Origin of the sequence: Citrobacter sp. Cc139, assembly GCF_030334645.1 — a bacterium.
GTDB lineage: Bacteria > Pseudomonadota > Gammaproteobacteria > Enterobacterales > Enterobacteriaceae > Citrobacter > Citrobacter werkmanii.
Genome location: NZ_JAOWDM010000090.1, coordinates 295,807 through 313,408, shown reverse-complemented (window position 1 = coordinate 313,408; position 17,602 = coordinate 295,807). Strand labels below are relative to the sequence as shown.

Genomic DNA, 17,602 nt, shown 5'->3' with positions numbered 1-17,602 from the left:
CACCCCTTAGCCAAGTTCGTTGGGATCAAGTGCGCCAGGGATGTTTTTGATCTCTTCCCAGCGTTCGCCTTGCAGGCGATAACCTGTTGCCGGACCGGCATAGTCATTGACGTCATTTACTGCGGATAGCACCTGTCCGTCGCCAACGATAATGGCGGAGGTATGCAGATAATCCCCGGTTAACTTGGCTTTCTGGATGTTGAGCATGTCCTGCGCAACATCGGTAAACCCGCCCTGAGCAAGCGCTTTTACCACTTCAAGACCGTTGCGATTTTTACTGATGATCTCTTGTGCAAATTTGATGTCTTCAACGATGTTGCGCTCTGGCATATCTTTCGATCCGTGAGCGTAAGTCGCAGCTTCCACTTCTTCATCAGTGATTGGCGGTAATCCCATCCCGGCAAACACAGCCTGCAGCGCGCGGGCCGCTTTGTTACGAATGGCGATAACATCTTCTTCTCGAACCGGACGCAGGCCGCCGTCCACTTTCAGGTCGCGCTGGATAACGTTGTAGTCGTCAAAGTCTTCAGCATCTTCGTTGGAACCGGCGAACATGTTGTCGTAGTTCGGTACCGCGGAATAACCGGAAGAGATGAAGTCAGTACCTGGCAGGAACTGCATCAGCAGACGCGCGGTACGACGCATATCCGAGTGGGTAAAGGTCTGGTCGTTGCTGGAGGCGCATTCCAGATCCAGAGAAGAACAGATCAGGTTTTCGGCCAGAACCGCACGAATACCGGACGGCACGGCAGAAGGTACGCCGATGCAGCTTACTGAGCCGTTTTGCAAACCCTGCACGCCAGCGGCTTTGGTGATGTAAATGCAGCGGGCTTCCAGATAAAGCATCGATTTACCTTCGGCATAACCCATCTGTACTTCAGAGCCAGAGCCGGAAGTAAAGCGCATTTTCAGGCCGCGAGAGGCGTAGGAAGAGGCGAGGAAGCCTTTCGACCATGGTGTGTCGTCGCCGTCGGTAAAGACGGGTTCTGTACCATAGACGGAGATAGTTTCCGCGTAGCATGTGTGGCCCAGCATGCCGAGCTTAAGTTCGGTTGCTTCTTCCAGAGAGCACTGAGTTAACACGCCAGGGCGTCCAACCTGTGAACCGACTAACAAGGCAATGGCGTTAAATGGCGCGTAGCGTGCGACGGCAACGGTCGTTTCCTGTTCGTCAAATCCGCGCCATGCGCCTTCTGCGGCGTCAGCGGCAATCTGTACCGGGTTATCTTTGACGTTAGTGACGTGCGCCTGTTGAGACGGAGTTCGACGAGCACGCATTTTCTGCATGGCCATCATCATCTCGACGACGTTCATATGGGACACCACTTCGACAATTTTTGCTGGTGTCATGGCGGTGGTCAGCGGTACGATATCTTTGCGCTTCACGTTAGGGTCGCAAAGCATATTGGCCAGTTTGACCGAGTCCATTGCCATGACTTCTTCAGCGCGCGCCAGGTTAATGCCGTAGCGGGCAATGAAATGGTCAATTAAGTCAAATTCACTGGCGGATTTGCCGTCCAGTTCAGTCACAGTACCGTTGACGATTTTAATCGATGGTTTAGGGTCGTTCGGGCTTTCCATCGCAATGAAGCCTTCTTCGATCCACTCCTTAACGAAACCATCCTGATTCACAGGGCGTTTCGCCAGTGCTTCAAATCTTTTCGATCTCATGAATCAGCCTCACTGATATCAGATATAGGACGGACGATCGTTTTTCGGCTCTGAGCCGAGGGTCCCGAGTACGGTTTTACCGATTTCACGGGCGGAGATAACAGCCTGACGAACTGCGCCGGAATCACCAGAGATGACCAGAATGGCTTCGTTGCTGAAGCTGGTGCCATGGGCCGGGGAGCTGTAGGCTACAACTTCTACATTGGCGGATTTCAGCGCAGTATCAGCCATCAGGACACCCACGGAGGCTGGTGCGCCGACAATCACGCCACAGGCACGGCCAATCGGCGCGCCAAAGGCTTTTTCCAGCGCGTAGCTGGCGCGGGCGGTGTATTGCATCTCGATGTGACCGGCTTCGTTGGCATAAACATCGCCAAAGGTGCGATCCAGCTCTTTCAGCGCAACCTCAATTCCGCGTTTCACGTCGGAAACATCGTTGCCGCCGAGGATAATCAGCGAGCCGTGGCCCGCGCCGCCTTTGGTATCTCGTGGTAATTCAATACTGACGACTTCCGTATTTGTTGCTTTTACCGCTTCATCGGCGGCCATAATGTGCGGACCCGCGCCAGTACGGGCGCCAAGGATGCCAATGGAGCGATAACGTTTTTCAAGTTTCATCGCGTCCAGTAAGGCGCTGTCTACGTTGGCGATTACCAGACCGACGGTGTCGCCGATCGCGGTACCGACAAACTCCGTTAAACTGCAGCTTTTCTCTGCCATAGCCGTTTCTCGTGTTGGGTGATTATTTTCAGGGATAGCCTGCTGTTCTGGGGTTGCCACGCGAGCAATCACCTGCGCCATGATCTGTTCAACCAGCTCATTGCTGCTCATTAGCTAATTCCCTTCGGTAAGATTTTTTCTACATCGGTGTGAGGGCGCGGGATAACGTGTACGGCTTTCACTTCTCCCACATTACGGGCTGCGGCGGCGCCGGCATCTGTTGCTGCTTTGACTGCGCCGACATCGCCGCGGACAATAACGGTTACCAGCCCCGAACCAATTTTTTCGTAGCCGACCAGCATTACATTGGCTGACTTCACCATTGCATCTGCGGCCTCTATGGCTGCAGTTAAGCCTTTGGTTTCTACCATTCCTAACGCTTCTTGTTGCATAAAGACCTCGCCTGGGTTGTCCCGATATTCATGACTATAAAAAGAAGCGAGGAAAAAGAATGGCTGAGTTGAAAGTATGAATGAAAAAATAGTGAGGTTATGGTGATATAAAATTGCTGCGTTTTATTTTATCTTTCTGTTTTTAATGGTTATTTTTTATTTTAATAATATGAATATTTAGTTATGTTAATTCCATATTTACACTTTTGTTAGTGACATTAAAAATGGCATTTGCTATGCGGAAAATGAAAATGTGATGATTGTCTGAAAACATAATTCTGCCAATAGCAATATTTTATCGTTTCACAAATGTACCACTAATAGTGGATTTCCCTGTGTTCTCGCCTGTTTTAATAAAAGTGATAGCAAGAATTTGCTATCTCAGCACGATTTTGAGGGGCATGCCGCCTTCAGATTGCCAACATTTTGCCGATACGGCTTTTTATAGTAAGCCTTGAAGTATTCTACGTACCAGCAAGGAGTCCGCTGGTAAAGACACGAACTCTGCTTAGAAGGTGTCACAATGAACGATTCACTAAAAGCGCAATGCATTGCTGAGTTTTTGGGTACCGGGCTGTTTTTGTTTTTTGGCATCGGATGCCTGAGCGCACTTAAAGTCGCGGGCGCCAGTTTGGGATTATGGGAGATCTGCATCATATGGGGGTTGGGGATCTCGCTTGCCGTTTACCTGACAGCGGGGATTTCTGGCGCGCATCTCAATCCTGCAATCACCATCGCCCTGTGGTTATTTGCCTGTTTTCCGGGGCGCAAAGTTGTGCCATACACCGTAGCGCAGGTTGCGGGTGCCTTTGGCGGCGCGTTGCTAGCCTATCTGCTGTACGGAAGTCTATTTACCGAATATGAGTCTGCCCATCAAATGGTGCGCGGCAGCCTTGAAAGCCTGCAATTGGCCAGTATTTTTAGTACTTATCCAGCGGCGGCGCTCAGCGTCTGGCAGGCTGCGCTGGTTGAAGTAGTGATCACTTCCATTCTGATGGGCATGATCATGGCACTTACCGATGACGGTAATGGCGTCCCCAGAGGGCCATTGGCGCCTTTATTGATTGGCATTCTGGTGGCTGTTCTCGGTGCATCTACCGGGCCGCTCACCGGATTTGCGATGAACCCGGCACGTGATTTCGGTCCAAAAATATTTGCATGGATGGCCGGGTGGGGAGATGTGGCGATGACTGGCGGGCGTGATATCCCTTATTTCATCGTACCGATTGTGGCCCCCATCATCGGTGCGTGCGCGGGCGCAGCAATTTATCGTTATTTTATTGGCAAAAATTTACCGTGTAATACGTGTAAACTGGAGGAAAATGAGAGCTAGCTTCACGGAAGATGTTTATTTTTGAAGCGTAAAAACTGTTTTCGTGATCCGGTTTCCTGAACCGCTGAAAAAGTCTCCCCACAATGGGAGACTTTTGTTATGTTCGATGATGACTTTCATCAGCGCCCAGGAAAGCGAGATGAAACTGGATGTGTAAATAGTATGTTTTATTTATAACAATAAATTAACTGAGAGGTTTTATCATGATTTCTGCGAGTGCCCTGAACTCAGAACTCATTAATAAAATCGCACAGGATTTTGCGCAGGCCACCAGTCTGGCTGTTGTGGTTGTCAATATTCACGGTGATGAAATTTCTGAGCTTTTTAATTTCACCCCTTTTTGTCAGTTGATGCGCCAGCATCCTCAGCACAGTACCCGTTGTCGTATGAGCGATCGCTGTGGCGGGCTGGAAGCTTCAAAATCTGATCAACCCTGCATCTATCGCTGCCACGCGGGGCTTACCGACTTTTCAATTCCGCTGGTAATTGCGGGTCACCTGGTTGGGTTCGTATTGTGCGGTCAGGTGCGTTTAAGTAACGATGTCGGCCTGGTGGATATCCTGAACGTCGATGACCGCTGGCAAGCCGATCCCGAACTGCTCAGTGAATTTCGTAATGTGCCGGAGATGGACTATTCGCGCGTTATCGCCTCGGCGGATCTGCTAAAGCTCATCGTGGAAAATTGCCTTAAAAAACAACTAAATTTTGTGGTTATCAAAGACAACCCGCAGCAGGCAGAGCCAGTACGCGCCAACCGAACGCCGAATCCTCACGACAGCAAAATGAAAAAAGCGCTGCGCTATATTGATGCGCATTTGTCAGATGAGTTACGCCTGGAAGATGTTGCGTCTCATGTTTACCTTAGCCCTTACTATTTCAGTAAATTGTTCAAAAAATATCAGGGTATCGGGTTTAACGCCTGGGTAAATCAACAGCGAATGGCGAGTGCCAAAGAGTTGCTCTGTCATAGTGACTGGAGCATAGCCAGCATTGCGCGTAATTTAGGCTTTTCACAAACCAGCTATTTCTGCAAAGTATTCCGCCAGACGTATCAGGTTACGCCGCAGGCATTTCGCCAGCAAATAAATGTCATTTCACGCGGTGAGTCCGCTTAAATAGCAATATTTTGCTATTGCCGATTTTTGATATCGGGCGCTATGTCAGTAATTATAAAATGAAAAGTAACAACAGCAGTCAATAAATTGTCATAGCGCAACAAAATAATAGTATTAGAGGGATAAACTGCACCAGTTTTTATTTTTGTGATGAGATACAGTGTCTGTATGCCTGACTTTCTTTATTCTTTGCTGACACTTTCATTCAAAATGTGAACATGTGAATAAGTGGGTTTATGCCAGATAATTGGCTGAATGAATCCGGAAAGATATTAAATTGAATTATTGTCATGAGGTCGTGAATTTACCTCATAACAGGGAGCTTAATTAAGGCTCCTGAACTGACAGGTTTGCCACATTTGTGGTAGGGAAGGGGGTGAGAATCCCCCGCAGCCCCCGCTGCTGTGATGCTGACGACCCCGTATGGACCACTGATCGCAAGATTGGGAAGGACGGGTGAGGATGACGCTAAGCCAGAAGACCTGCCTGTCAGTGACTACCAACAACTTCGGTGGGAAGTGGGTGGTTCAGATGCATACAGTCGAGAGACTGGGTATCTCTACACCCCTACCACCCTGAACAGGATCAGGGTATGGCGGCCAATTTTCACGCATTTGTTCTTGCAGGTACCGGAAGCGGCTGTGGTAAAACCACGGTGACGCTGGGCTTGTTGAGCTTGTTGAAAAAACGCGGTTTACGCGTCCAGCCTTGCAAAGTGGGGCCTGATTACCTTGATACCGGCTGGCATACAGCGGTATGCGGTACCGCTTCCCGTAATCTTGATAGCTTCATGCTTCCCGCTTCCACTCTGAATGCTTTATTCCGCGAGCAGATGCAACATGCCGATATCGCCGTGATTGAAGGCGTGATGGGGTTGTATGACGGTTATGGTACCGACCCGAACTACTGCAGTACCGCCGCGATGGCCAAACAGTTAGGTTGCCCGGTCATCTTACTGGTTGATGGTAAAGCTGTTTCTACCTCGATAGCCGCAACGGTAATGGGTTTTCAGCATTTTGATCCCACGCTGAACATCGCCGGGGTGATCGTTAATCGGGTCAACAGCGAAACGCATTATCAGCTGCTGAAGGTGGCGATTGAGCGTTACTGTTCCGTTCCTGTATTAGGCTACGTTCCCCGTATGGAAGGCGTTGCGCTTCCGGAGCGTCATCTGGGGCTGGTTACTGCGCGTGAGTCTATTATCAATCAGCAGCCGTGGCAGGCCTTTGCCGCGACGCTGGAGCAGACGCTGGATATCGATGCTCTACTGAAATTAAGCCAGCTAAACACCCTCCCTGCGGGTGAATGGCCTACGCTTCCCGATACTGATGCCGGAGAAGGGCTAACGCTTGCTATCGCTGATGACGAGGCCTTCAACTTTTATTACCCGGACAATATTACTTTGCTTGAACGCACGGGGCTGAAGATTGTTCGTTTTAGCCCGTTGCACGACACCTGTTTACCTGATTGTCAGATGATCTGGCTGGGGGGCGGATACCCTGAGTTACATGCTGCGGCGCTGGCCCGCAATGTCCTGATGCTTAAGCAATTGCGAGCCGCACATCACCGCGGCGTGGCGATTTACGCCGAGTGCGGTGGGCTGATGTATCTCGGCAGCTCGCTGGAGGACAGCCACGGTGATAGCTGGTTGATGGCGGATATCATTCCCGGTCACAGCAAAATGGGGAAACGTCTGACCCGATTTGGCTACTGCGAGGCGCAGGCCGCGCAGCAAACCTTGTTAGCTGCAGAAGGCGAAGTGCTGCGCGGGCATGAATTTCACTACTCAGATTTTATTCCTGAAACTCCCGCGGTGATGCACTGTCGCAAAGTGCGCGATGGCAAAACGTTGCAGACCTGGTCCGGCGGCTGGCAGGTGGGTAACACTTTCGCCAGCTATCTACACGTTCATTTTGCTCAACGTCCGCAGATGCTTAACCATTGGTTGGCAGCCGCGAGGAGCGCGCTATGACGATCCTTGCGTGGTGTGTTGCCTGGCTGCTTGATTTTATTATCGGCGATCCGCAGAACTGGCCGCATCCGGTGCGCTGGATTGGCAATCTGATTTCTGCCATGCAGCGAGTCGTGCGGCGCTACTGCCATAGCGATCGTGCGTTGCGCATTGGTGGCGCGGCGATGTGGGTAGTGGTGGTTGGCCTGACCTGGGCCGTGTCCTGGGGCGTACTGGCGCTGGCGCACTCTATTCATCCCTGGCTTGGTTGGATGGTGGAGGTTTGGATGATCTTTACCGTGCTGGCGGGGCGCTGCCTGGCGAACGCCGCGCAGGCTGTCGAACGTCCGTTGCGTGCCGGTAACCTTGCCGCAAGTCGGGAAAAGTTATCTTGGATCGTGGGTCGCGATACCTCGCAATTACAACCTCAGCAGATCAATCGTGCCGTGGTGGAAACCGTGGCCGAAAACACCGTTGATGGCATCATCGCGCCACTGTTTTTCCTTCTTCTCGGCGGCGCGCCTTTGGCGATGGCCTACAAAGCGGTAAATACCCTTGACTCCATGGTGGGTTACAAACATGAAAAATACCGCGCTATCGGTATGGTCAGCGCGCGTCTGGATGATGTCGCAAATTATATTCCTGCGAGGCTGAGCTGGCTGCTGTTGGGCATGGCTGCATTTTTATGCCGCCAGGACGGTGCGCGTGCTTTGCAGATCGGCTGGCGCGATCGCTACAACCACAGTAGCCCAAACTGCGCGTGGTCGGAGGCCTCCGTTGCCGGGGCATTAGGTATTCGTCTGGGTGGCCCTAATGACTACTTTGGCGAGCGCGTTGAGAAACCGTGGATTGGTGATGCACAACGCGACATTTCGGTAGACGACATTTCCCATACGATTCGATTGATGTGGGTGGCATCGACGCTGGCACTGGCGCTGTTTATCGCGCTGCGGTGGCTGCTGGTCGGTGTAGCCTGAGGACAACACTATGCAATATATCCAGCAACCCCAGGCTATTGAGGCCAAAAGTTTCGACATTATTGGCGAGATTATCCGTGAAACCCGTCCGGACTATCAGTTTGCCAGTCCGTTGCATGAAGCCATTATCAAGCGGGTCATTCACACCACGGCGGATTTCGACTGGTTGGACATTCTGTGGTTTTCCAGTGATGTGCTGGAGCAGTTCTGCGCGGCGCTTAGCCGTTCGAGCGTGATTTATACCGATACCACCATGGCCCTTTCCGGGATCAATAAAACGCTGCTGGCAAAATTTGGCGGCGAGTGCCGCTGCTATATCAGCGATCCACGAGTCGTACGTACGGCAAAAGAGCAGGGGATCACCCGCTCAATGGCGGCTGTCGATATTGCGGTGAAAGAAGAGGGGGAAAAGCTGTTTGTTTTTGGCAACGCGCCGACAGCGCTGTTCCGCCTGCTTGAGCATGATGTTGCGGTTAGCGGTGTGGTTGGTGTACCGGTCGGGTTCGTTGGTGCTGAAGAGTCGAAAGATGCCCTGACCCAAAGCAACCTGCCGGCCATTGCTGCGTTAGGACGTAAAGGAGGGAGTAACGTCGCCGCTGCTATCGTCAATGCCATGCTTTATCACATGCAGGGGGCGCGATGAGCGAGGCCTTCGATACGCCGGTGTGGCACAACGGCAAAGCGCTGCGTAAAGGATATACCACGGGATCGTGCGCGACGGCGGCTGCAAAAGTGGCGGCGCTGATGGTATTGCGCCAGCACCTGATCCATCAGGTTTCCATCGTGACGCCTTCCGGGGTGACGCTGTGCCTGAACGTCGAATCGCCGCATATCGAAGGGCAGCAGGCGATAGCTGCGATCCGTAAAGACGGTGGCGATGATGTCGATGCCACGCATGGCATGCTGATTTTTGCCCGCGTGACGTTAGATGATAGTGGCGTGATCGCCTTACAGGGCGGTGAAGGGGTCGGTACAGTTACCCGCAAAGGGATCGGTCTACCGGTGGGGAGTTCGGCGATTAACCGCACACCTCGCCAGACCATTGAGTCGGCGGTACGTGAAGCGATTGGTCCAAATCGTGGGGCGCAGATTGAAATCTTCGCGCCGGAAGGCGAAGAGCGGGCGCAAAAAACTTACAACTCGCGGCTTGGCATTCTGGGCGGCATTTCGATTATTGGCACCACGGGTATCGTCACGCCAATGTCGGAAGAGAGCTGGAAGCGTTCGCTGTCGCTGGAGCTGGAAATTAAACGCGCGGCGGGTCTGGATCGCGTGGTTCTGGTGCCGGGAAACCACGGTGAACGTTTTGTGCGTGAACAGATGGGCATCGACACCCAGGTTGTGGTCACCATGAGCAACTTTGTCGGCTACATGATTGAAGAAGCCGTCCGTCTGGGATTTCGGCAAATCGTGCTGGTGGGACATCCCGGGAAACTTATCAAAATCGCGGCGGGGATCTTCCATACCCACAGCCATATTGCCGATGCGCGCATGGAAACGCTGGTGGCCCATCTCGCATTGCTTGGCGCGCCGCTGGAACTGCTGAGGCTGGTCAGCGACTGCGATACTACTGAAGCGGCGATGGAACACATCGACGCGTACGGCTTTCAGCATATTTATAACCATCTGGCGGAGCGGATCTGTATGCGCGTTCTGCAAACGTTGCGCTTTACCAAAAATCCCCCGACCTGCGACGCCATCATGTTCTCGTTTGACAATCAGGTGCTTGGCAGTAATCGCCCGATCGCAGAAATTGCTGAGGAGATGCAATGTTAACCGTTGTGGGAATGGGACCCGCGGGTTTGCATTTGATGACGCCTGCGGCGCGTGAAGCGGTCGCAACGGCTGATGTGCTGGTTGGCGGTAAGCGGCATTTGCAACAATTCTCGGATTTTACCGGTGAACGGTTTGCTCTTGGCGCCAATATCGCGGAGTTCCTGAACTGGGTAACTGCGCACAAGGATAAGCATGTCGTCGTGCTGGCGTCTGGCGATCCGCTGTTCTACGGCATTGGGACGCGCATGGTGGCGCATTTTGGCATCGGGCAGGTACGCATTATTCCCGGCATTAGCGCGGTGCAGTATCTGTGCGCGCAGTCCGGTATCGATATGAACGATATGTGGCTGACCAGTAGCCACGGGCGCAGCGTCTGTTTCGATGAACTGGCCCGACATAACAAGGTGGGGATGGTAACAGATGCGTTGTGCGGCCCACGTGAAATCGCGCAGCAGCTAATCACTCGAGGCAAGGGACATCGCTGGATGGTTATTGGCGAAAACCTGGCGATGAAAAACGAGCGGATCCATGTCCTGCCTGTGAGTGAAATTAATGCCGACTATGACATGAATGCAGTGGTGATCCTTGATGAAAGATGAGCTGTTTCTGCGTGGAGAGAAGGTGCCGATGACCAAAGAAGCGGTACGCGCACTTGCCCTCTCAAAACTTGAATTACACCGCGCCAGTCACCTGATTGATATTGGTGCGGGAACAGGCAGTGTGTCGATAGAAGCGGCGCTGCAATATCCTGGATTGCGCGTGACGGCAATCGAACGTAACCCGGCGGCGCTCAGGTTGCTGGATGAAAATCGCCAGCATTTTGCCTGCGCAAATATCGACATTTTTCCCGGCGTTGCGCCAATGACCATCGCCGAAAAAGCCGATGCCATTTTTATGGGCGGCAGCGGTGGGCATCTGACCGATCTCATTGACTGGTCGATGCGTCAGCTGCATCCCGCCGGGCGGCTGGTCATGACGTTTATCCTTCAGGAAAACCTCAATACCGCGCTGGCTCATCTGGACCATCTTGGCGTACAGGGAGTGGATTGCCTGCAGCTACAGGTTTCCTCGCTTACCACGCTTGGCAGTGGTCATTATTTCAAACCGAATAACCCCGTATTTGTTATCGCCTGTCAGAAGGAAGGAAACCATGTCTGAGATTTTTGATCCCCGTAGCGTGTGGTTCGTTGGCGCAGGTCCTGGCGATCGCGAGCTGATTACCCTTAAAGGTTACCGTTTGCTACAGCAGGCGCAGGTGGTTATCTACGCTGGATCGCTGATTAACACCGAACTGCTGGAATATTGCCCCGCCGGTGCTGAATGCCACGACAGCGCTGAACTGCATCTGGAGCAGATCCTCGATCTGATGGAAGCTGGCGTGAAGGCTGGCAAGACCGTGGTGCGTCTGCAAACTGGCGATGTCTCACTGTACGGTTCCGTCCGCGAGCAGGGCGAGGAACTGACCAAACGCGGGATCGACTGGCAGGTGGTGCCCGGCGTCAGCGCATTCCTCGGTGCGGCGGCGGAACTCGGCGTGGAGTACACCGTGCCTGAAGTCTCCCAAAGCCTGATCATTACCCGTCTGGAAGGGCGCACGCCGGTCCCCGAGCGCGAACAACTGGAGTCGTTTGCCAGTCATCAGACATCTATGGCGATTTATCTGTCCGTCCAGCGTATTCATCGGGTGGCCGAGCGTTTGATTGAAGGCGGTTATCCGGCGACCACGCCAGTGGCGGTGATCTACAAGGCGACCTGGCCGGAAAGCCAGACCGTGCGCGGTACTCTGGCGGATATTGGCGACAAGGTTCGCGATGCGGACATCCGCAAAACGGCCCTGATTCTGGTCGGTGATTTCCTGGGCTCGGAGTATCACTACTCCAAACTCTATGCGGCGGACTTTAGCCATGAATACCGTAAAGCCTGAGTCAATTGCGCTTTTTTGCCTGACGCCAGGCGGCGTTGTGCTGGCGAAACGTCTGGCGGCTATGCTGCCGGTCACCTGTTTTACCAGTGAAAAGCTGCTGGAGGAGGGGTTTATTCCCTTTGAAAACGGCTTTGCCAATACCGCCCGCGAAGCGTTTATGAATTATTCGGCGCTGATTTTTATCGGGGCGACCGGCATTGCGGTGCGCGTACTGGCCCCGCTGGTCAACGATAAATTTTGCGATCCGGCGGTGGTGGTCATTGATGAACGTGCCCAGCATGTCATCAGCCTGCTCTCCGGCCATGCAGGGGGCGCGAATGCGCTGGCGCGTTATCTGGCAGGCATGTTGGGCGCCGACCCGGTAATCACCACGGCGACGGATGTCAACGATATGGCGGCCCTGGATACGCTGGCATTCCAGTTGAATGCCCGGATGAGCGATTTCCGTTCGGCGGTGAAGATCGTGAATCAGATGCTGGTCAGCAACAAACGGGTTGGCCTGTGGTGGGATGACGAACTGACCCAGGATATCAGCCATTGCGATCGGCGCGGTTTTATTACGGTAACCGATCTCAATCAGCTTCCCGAACTGGATGCGCTGGTGTGTATCACCTTACGCACCAACTTACCCGAACTGCCTGTTCCGCACTGGAAGCTGGTGCCGCAGCGGGTCGTGGCCGGAATTGGTTGTCGCCGCGACACACCGTTTCCACTGCTGGCTGCGCTGCTTGCCCGTCAACTTGAAGCCCAGCAACTCGACCCGCTGGCGCTCAAAGCCATTGGCAGTATCACGCTGAAAAAAGATGAACAGGGGCTCATCCAGTTGGCTTCGTGCTGCCGCGTGCCTTTCGAAACCTTTTCCGCTGACGCGCTGCGTGAGCATGAACACCGTTTTCCGGCCTCATCGTTTGTTCGTAAAACGGTGGGGACAGGAAGCGTTTCTGGTCCTGCAGCCTGGCTGCTGAGCCACGGACAACTGTTAGGCGAGACCCTGCGCGAACAGGGCGTCACTATCACTTTGGGAGTTTCACACTGATGTTAAGCGTAATTGGAATTGGCCCTGGCTCGCAGGCAATGATGACCATGGAAGCCGTTGAAGCACTACAGGCAGCGGAAATCATCGTTGGCTATAAAACCTACACCCATCTGGTTAAGGCCTTTACTGGCGACAAACAGGTGATCAAAACCGGGATGTGTAAGGAGATTGAACGCTGTCAGGCGGCGATCGAACTGGCGCAGGCGGGTCACAATGTGGCACTCATTAGTAGCGGTGATGCGGGGATTTACGGGATGGCCGGGCTGGTGCTGGAGCTGGTCAGTAAGCAAAAGCTGGATGTTGAGGTCAGACTGATCCCAGGCATGACTGCCAGCATCGCCGCCGCCTCCTTACTGGGCGCGCCGTTGATGCACGACTTCTGCCACATCAGCTTAAGCGATCTGCTGACGCCATGGCCGGTTATCGAAAAACGCATCGTTGCCGCTGGCGAAGCCGACTTTGTCATCTGTTTCTACAACCCGCGCAGTCGGGGTCGTGAAGGACATCTGGCGCGCGCATTTGAGCTGCTTTCCGCCAGCAAGAGCGCGCAAACGCCGGTGGGTATCGTGAAATCAGCCGGACGTAAAAAGCAGGAAAAATGGCTGACCACTCTCGGTGAAATGGACTTTGAGCCGGTTGATATGACCAGTCTGGTGATCGTTGGCAACAAAACAACCTACGTACAGGACGGCCTGATGATCACGCCACGAGGTTATGTGCTGTGAATTACGGTGACGTGTTGGTCATGGGCGGTACCAGCGATGCGCGCATGCTGTGCCAGCAACTGGATGCGGCAAACGTGGCCTACACCCTGTCAGTGGCGACCCCAACGGGGAAGCAGCTGGCGGGAGACATCAAAGGCCAGGTGCGTTGCGGACGTCTGGAGCGTGAGCAAATGATTGCCTGGCTGCAGGAAAATCGGACGCGCTGGGTGATTGACGCCTCGCATCCGTATGCCGAGGTGGTGAGCCGCAATATCGTGAGCGCTTGCGAAGCGGCGGGCGTGCTGCTGAGCCGCTACCAACGTCCTGAGCAGTTGAGTGGTTTAACCCACCCGCATCTGTTTACCGTACAGAATATTCAGCAAGCCTGCGAGGTGGCGCGACGCTTCGGTAAACGCGTGTTGCTCACCACCGGCAGTAAAGATTTAGCCATCTGGCGTGAAAGATTAGCGGAAAAAACGCTGCTGGCGCGTGTTCTGCCTGTACCTGAGGTCATTCAGCAATGCGCGGATCTGGGCTTTGGCGTCGGTGAGATTTTTGCGTTGTGCGGGCCGTTTAGCGCCGAGTTCAACGCCGCGTTTTACCGTCAGTGTCAGGCTGATGTGGTGATCACCAAAGCATCTGGTGCGGAAGGTGGTTATCAGGAAAAAGTTCAACCCTGTCTGGATGCCGGTATCCCCTGCATCGTGATTACACGTCCTGCACCGTTGGTGACGGGAGAAGAGTTACTGGAAAGTCAGGCAGCATTTGGGGCGCGTTTAACGCGCTGGCTGGCCGCTGCTTAAGGAGTTAGAGATGAAAAAGGCGCTTCTGGTGGTCAGCTTTGGCACCAGCTATCACGACACCTGTGAGAAAAATATTGTGGCCTGCGAGCGCGATCTCGCGGCCAGTTGCCCGGATCGTGACCTGTTCCGTGCGTTTACCTCCGGGATGATTATCCGCAAGCTCAAGCAGCGTGACGGCATTGATATCGACACGCCGTTGCAGGCGCTGCAAAAGCTGGCAGAGCAGGGGTATCAGGATGTGGCTATTCAGTCGCTGCACATCATCAACGGCGACGAATACGAAAAAATTGTCCGCGAAGTACAAAGTATGCGTCCGCTGTTTTCTCGCCTGACGCTCGGCGTACCGCTGCTGAGCAGCCATGAAGATTACGCGCAGCTGATGCTGGCGCTGCAACAGCAGATGCCGCCGCTTGGCGAAAAGGAAAAAGTGGTCTTTATGGGGCACGGAGCCAGCCATCATGCCTTTGCCGCTTATGCCTGTCTCGATCATATGATGACGGCGCAGCGCTACCCGGCGCGGGTCGGGGCGGTGGAAAGCTACCCGGAAGTGGATGTGTTAATTGATAGTTTGTCTCAGGAAGGGGTGACGGCGGTGCATCTGATGCCGCTGATGTTAGTTGCTGGCGACCATGCCATCAATGATATGGCCTCCGACGAAGACGATTCGTGGAAGACATTGTTTAATGCGGCCGGGATACGGGCTACGCCGTGGCTCAGTGGGTTGGGTGAGAATCCGGCGGTGCGCGCCATGTTTGTGGCGCATTTACAGCAGGCGCTGAATGTGGCGCTGGAGGAAGCGGCATGAGCGGAAAACTGTACGCGTTAAGCACCGGGCCAGGCGCTTCCGATCTCATCACCGTGCGCGCCGCCCGCACGCTGGGTCAGCTCGATATTCTCTATGCGCCTGCCGGGCGTAAAGGCGGCGATAGCCTGGCGCTGTCGATCGTGCGGGAGTATATCGGCGAGCAGACCGAAGTCCGCTGCTGCCATTTTCCTATGAGTGCCGACAGCGCTGAAAAAGAGGCTGTCTGGGATGAGGTTGCCGCCGCGCTGGTTCAGGAAGTGGAGGCCGGTAAACAGGTTGGTTTTATTACCCTTGGTGATGCCATGCTGTTTAGTACATGGGTCTTTTTACTCCAGCGTATTGGCAACCCTGACTGGTTGGAAATCGTTCCGGGTGTGACTTCTTTTGCCGCGATTGCCGCGCGTTCGAAAACGCCGCTCGCCATGGAGCAACAGTCGCTGGCGGTGGTCTCCTGTACCGCGCCGGAAGCGGAAATCCAGCAGGCGTTAAAGCAGCATGACAGCCTGGTGCTGATGAAAGTATACGGTCGTTTTGCGCGCATCAAAGCGTTGCTGCAACAAGAGGGCTTGTTGAATTGCGCATTGATGATGTCTGAAGCCACGCTGCCGGGTGAGCAGTGCTGGCGTCATCTCAACGAAGTCAGCGACGACCAGCCGCTGCCTTATTTCTCGACCATTCTGGTTAATAAACAGTGGGAGTATGCACAATGAAGCTTGAACAACAGCTAAAACAGCTGTCTTTCAGCGGGTTGGCTGCGGCGCTATTACTGATGATTGTCCCTGAGCAAGCGTTCGCCATGCACATTATGGAAGGCTTCTTGCCGCCAATGTGGGCGCTGGCCTGGTGGCTGCTGTTTTTACCTTGCCTGTGGTACGGATTAGTGCGCTTGCGTCAAATCGTCCAGGAAGACAGCCACCAAAAAGTGTTACTGGCCCTCTGCGGCGCGTTTATTTTTGTGCTGTCGGCGCTGAAAATTCCTTCCGTTACCGGAAGCTGCTCGCATCCGACTGGTGTCGGCCTGGCGGTTATCCTGTTCGGACCGGGTGTGGTCGCTATTCTCGGTGCAATCGTCCTGCTGTTCCAGGCCTTGCTGCTGGCGCACGGTGGTTTAACGACGCTCGGCGCCAACGGTATGTCGATGGCGGTGATTGGCCCGGTAGTAGGTTACATGGTGTGGAAAATGGCCTGCCGCGCGGGGCTACGCCGGGATGTCTGCGTCTTCCTGTGCGCCATGCTGGCGGATCTCGTCACCTATTTTGTTACCTCGGTGCAACTGGGCGTTGCGTTCCCGGATCCGTCCGCAGGCGCAATGGGGTCGATTGTGAAATTCATGGGCATTTTCTGCCTGACGCAGATCCCCATCGCGATTGCGGAAGGTCTGCTCACCGTAATGATTTATGACCAGCTAACCAAACGCCAGTTGATAACCGCACAAGGACATTAACGATGAAAAAGACGCTGATTTTGTTAGGCATGGTGGTGGCGCTGGTGATCCTGCCGTTCTTTATCAACCACGGTGGAGAGTACGGTGGTTCAGACGGTGAGGCGGAAAGCCAGATTCAGGCTATCGCCCCGCATTATGAGCCGTGGTTCCAGCCGTTGTACGAACCGGCAAGTGGCGAAATTGAAAGCCTGCTGTTTACGCTCCAGGGGTCGCTGGGCGCAGCCGTAATTTTCTACATTCTGGGTTACACCAAGGGCAGACAACGCCGTGATGACCGGGCTTGACAGGCTTAGCTATCAAAGCCGCTGGTTTCATGTCTCGCCGGTGCGGAAATTTCTGCTTTGGCTGATGATGATGATTCTGGCGTTTACCCTGCCCCCGTTGGGGCAGGGTATCGAGCTGTTACTGATTGCCGCGCTGAGCTGCTGGCTGCTGCGCATTTCCTTCTGGCGCTGGTGCCGCTGGATGGCATTGCCGTTTGGTTTTCTGACGGTTGGTGTTGTGACCATCCTGTTTAGTTTTAGCCGCGATCCGCAAACCCTGCTGGCCAGTATCCCCGTAGGAAGCTATTGGTTAGGCGTGAGCGCGCCAGGCCTGGTCACTGCCAATGAAACCTTCTGGCGCAGCCTTGCGGCGCTGGCGGCAACCTTCTGGTTAGTGCTGAATCTGCCGTTTCCGCAGTTGATTATTTTACTCAAACGCGCACACGTTCCTCGCCTGCTGACTGAACAGATCCTGCTGACCTGGCGGTTTATTTTTATCCTGTTAGACGAGGCGCTGGCTATTCATCGCGCGCAAACGCTGCGTTTTGGTTATCGTAGCTTGCCGTTGGGCTACCGCTCGCTGGCGATGCTGGTGGGATTGTTATTTACCCGTGTGTTGATCCGCTACCAGCAAATGACCACCACACTGGATATCAAACTGTATCAAGGTGATTTTCACCTGTAAGGA

At 53.9% G+C, this 17,602-nt stretch carries 20 protein-coding genes and 1 riboswitch; of the genes, 17 read left to right on the top strand and 3 right to left on the bottom strand.

What is annotated here, in order from left to right:
* Nucleotides 1-6: 6 nt before the first annotated feature.
* Genes pduC through pduA form a run of 3 tightly spaced genes read right to left on the bottom strand, consistent with a single transcriptional unit; the run spans nucleotide 7 to nucleotide 2,783 of the window.
* A complete protein-coding gene (gene pduC / locus OGV69_RS17900; RefSeq protein ID WP_038641668.1) occupies nucleotides 7-1,671 on the bottom strand; it encodes a propanediol dehydratase large subunit PduC in 1,665 nt (554 codons plus the stop codon).
* A gap of 18 nt (nucleotides 1,672-1,689) precedes the next feature.
* Entirely contained in the window at nucleotides 1,690-2,502 is an 813-nt protein-coding gene (pduB, locus tag OGV69_RS17895) for a propanediol utilization microcompartment protein PduB (protein ID WP_003030252.1), read from the bottom strand.
* The gene (gene pduA / locus OGV69_RS17890; RefSeq protein ID WP_003030255.1) at nucleotides 2,502-2,783 is read right to left on the bottom strand and encodes a propanediol utilization microcompartment protein PduA; all 282 of its coding nucleotides are present in this window, start codon (nucleotides 2,781-2,783) and stop codon (nucleotides 2,502-2,504) included. Before pduA ends, pduB begins: the two co-directional genes overlap by 1 nt.
* 523 nt (nucleotides 2,784-3,306) lie before the next feature.
* On the opposite strand from pduA, the gene pduF reads away from it, so the two are divergent.
* The 17 genes from pduF to OGV69_RS17805 all read left to right on the top strand — a co-directional run bounded on the left by pduF (nucleotide 3,307) and on the right by OGV69_RS17805 (nucleotide 17,599).
* Entirely contained in the window at nucleotides 3,307-4,116 is an 810-nt protein-coding gene (gene pduF, locus OGV69_RS17885) for a propanediol diffusion facilitator PduF (RefSeq protein WP_038641665.1), read from the top strand.
* A 203-nt stretch (nucleotides 4,117-4,319) separates the two neighbouring features.
* Nucleotides 4,320-5,231, top strand: coding sequence for a transcriptional regulator PocR (gene pocR / locus OGV69_RS17880; protein ID WP_006683984.1), 912 nt, complete (start codon nucleotides 4,320-4,322; stop codon nucleotides 5,229-5,231).
* Between the two features lie 329 nt (nucleotides 5,232-5,560).
* Nucleotides 5,561-5,735: riboswitch (cobalamin riboswitch) on the top strand.
* Between the two features lie 88 nt (nucleotides 5,736-5,823).
* On the top strand, nucleotides 5,824-7,203 hold the full coding sequence (locus tag OGV69_RS17875) for a cobyrinic acid a,c-diamide synthase CobB (RefSeq protein WP_069323540.1): 1,380 nt from the start codon (nucleotides 5,824-5,826) through the stop codon (nucleotides 7,201-7,203).
* A complete protein-coding gene (gene cbiB / locus OGV69_RS17870; RefSeq protein WP_069323541.1) occupies nucleotides 7,200-8,159 on the top strand; it encodes an adenosylcobinamide-phosphate synthase CbiB in 960 nt (319 codons plus the stop codon). Before OGV69_RS17875 ends, cbiB begins: the two co-directional genes overlap by 4 nt.
* 10 nt (nucleotides 8,160-8,169) lie before the next feature.
* Nucleotides 8,170-8,802 (top strand): cobalt-precorrin-8 methylmutase, encoded by a 633-nt coding sequence (locus OGV69_RS17865; RefSeq protein WP_008785140.1) that lies wholly within the window; start codon nucleotides 8,170-8,172, stop codon nucleotides 8,800-8,802.
* Nucleotides 8,799-9,935, top strand: coding sequence for a cobalt-precorrin-5B (C(1))-methyltransferase CbiD (gene cbiD, locus OGV69_RS17860; RefSeq protein ID WP_038641657.1), 1,137 nt, complete (start codon nucleotides 8,799-8,801; stop codon nucleotides 9,933-9,935). Before OGV69_RS17865 ends, cbiD begins: the two co-directional genes overlap by 4 nt.
* On the top strand, nucleotides 9,929-10,534 hold the full coding sequence (locus OGV69_RS17855) for a cobalt-precorrin-7 (C(5))-methyltransferase (protein WP_069323542.1): 606 nt from the start codon (nucleotides 9,929-9,931) through the stop codon (nucleotides 10,532-10,534). Before cbiD ends, OGV69_RS17855 begins: the two co-directional genes overlap by 7 nt.
* Nucleotides 10,524-11,093 (top strand): decarboxylating cobalt-precorrin-6B (C(15))-methyltransferase, encoded by a 570-nt coding sequence (locus OGV69_RS17850; protein ID WP_038641653.1) that lies wholly within the window; start codon nucleotides 10,524-10,526, stop codon nucleotides 11,091-11,093. Before OGV69_RS17855 ends, OGV69_RS17850 begins: the two co-directional genes overlap by 11 nt.
* Complete coding sequence (locus OGV69_RS17845; protein ID WP_069323543.1) at nucleotides 11,086-11,859, top strand: cobalt-precorrin-4 methyltransferase; 774 nt, start codon at nucleotides 11,086-11,088, stop codon at nucleotides 11,857-11,859. Before OGV69_RS17850 ends, OGV69_RS17845 begins: the two co-directional genes overlap by 8 nt.
* On the top strand, nucleotides 11,840-12,895 hold the full coding sequence (gene cbiG, locus OGV69_RS17840; protein ID WP_038641649.1) for a cobalt-precorrin 5A hydrolase: 1,056 nt from the start codon (nucleotides 11,840-11,842) through the stop codon (nucleotides 12,893-12,895). Before OGV69_RS17845 ends, cbiG begins: the two co-directional genes overlap by 20 nt.
* On the top strand, nucleotides 12,895-13,620 hold the full coding sequence (locus OGV69_RS17835; protein ID WP_003030278.1) for a precorrin-3B C(17)-methyltransferase: 726 nt from the start codon (nucleotides 12,895-12,897) through the stop codon (nucleotides 13,618-13,620). Before cbiG ends, OGV69_RS17835 begins: the two co-directional genes overlap by 1 nt.
* A complete protein-coding gene (locus tag OGV69_RS17830; RefSeq protein WP_069323544.1) occupies nucleotides 13,617-14,402 on the top strand; it encodes a cobalt-precorrin-6A reductase in 786 nt (261 codons plus the stop codon). The genes OGV69_RS17835 and OGV69_RS17830 overlap by 4 nt, the downstream gene beginning before the upstream one ends.
* A gap of 10 nt (nucleotides 14,403-14,412) precedes the next feature.
* Nucleotides 14,413-15,207 carry a sirohydrochlorin cobaltochelatase gene (gene cbiK / locus OGV69_RS17825; RefSeq protein ID WP_038641645.1) on the top strand — a complete coding sequence of 265 codons (795 nt, stop codon included), beginning with the start codon at nucleotides 14,413-14,415 and terminating at the stop codon, nucleotides 15,205-15,207.
* A complete protein-coding gene (locus tag OGV69_RS17820; RefSeq protein ID WP_069323545.1) occupies nucleotides 15,204-15,917 on the top strand; it encodes a cobalt-factor II C(20)-methyltransferase in 714 nt (237 codons plus the stop codon). Before cbiK ends, OGV69_RS17820 begins: the two co-directional genes overlap by 4 nt.
* Nucleotides 15,914-16,651 (top strand): cobalt ECF transporter S component CbiM, encoded by a 738-nt coding sequence (gene cbiM / locus OGV69_RS17815; protein WP_038641642.1) that lies wholly within the window; start codon nucleotides 15,914-15,916, stop codon nucleotides 16,649-16,651. Before OGV69_RS17820 ends, cbiM begins: the two co-directional genes overlap by 4 nt.
* A gap of 2 nt (nucleotides 16,652-16,653) precedes the next feature.
* Entirely contained in the window at nucleotides 16,654-16,935 is a 282-nt protein-coding gene (locus OGV69_RS17810; RefSeq protein ID WP_006683999.1) for an energy-coupling factor ABC transporter substrate-binding protein, read from the top strand.
* Nucleotides 16,922-17,599, top strand: coding sequence for an energy-coupling factor ABC transporter transmembrane protein (locus OGV69_RS17805; protein ID WP_016156861.1), 678 nt, complete (start codon nucleotides 16,922-16,924; stop codon nucleotides 17,597-17,599). Before OGV69_RS17810 ends, OGV69_RS17805 begins: the two co-directional genes overlap by 14 nt.
* The last annotated feature ends 3 nt before the right edge of the window (nucleotides 17,600-17,602 follow it).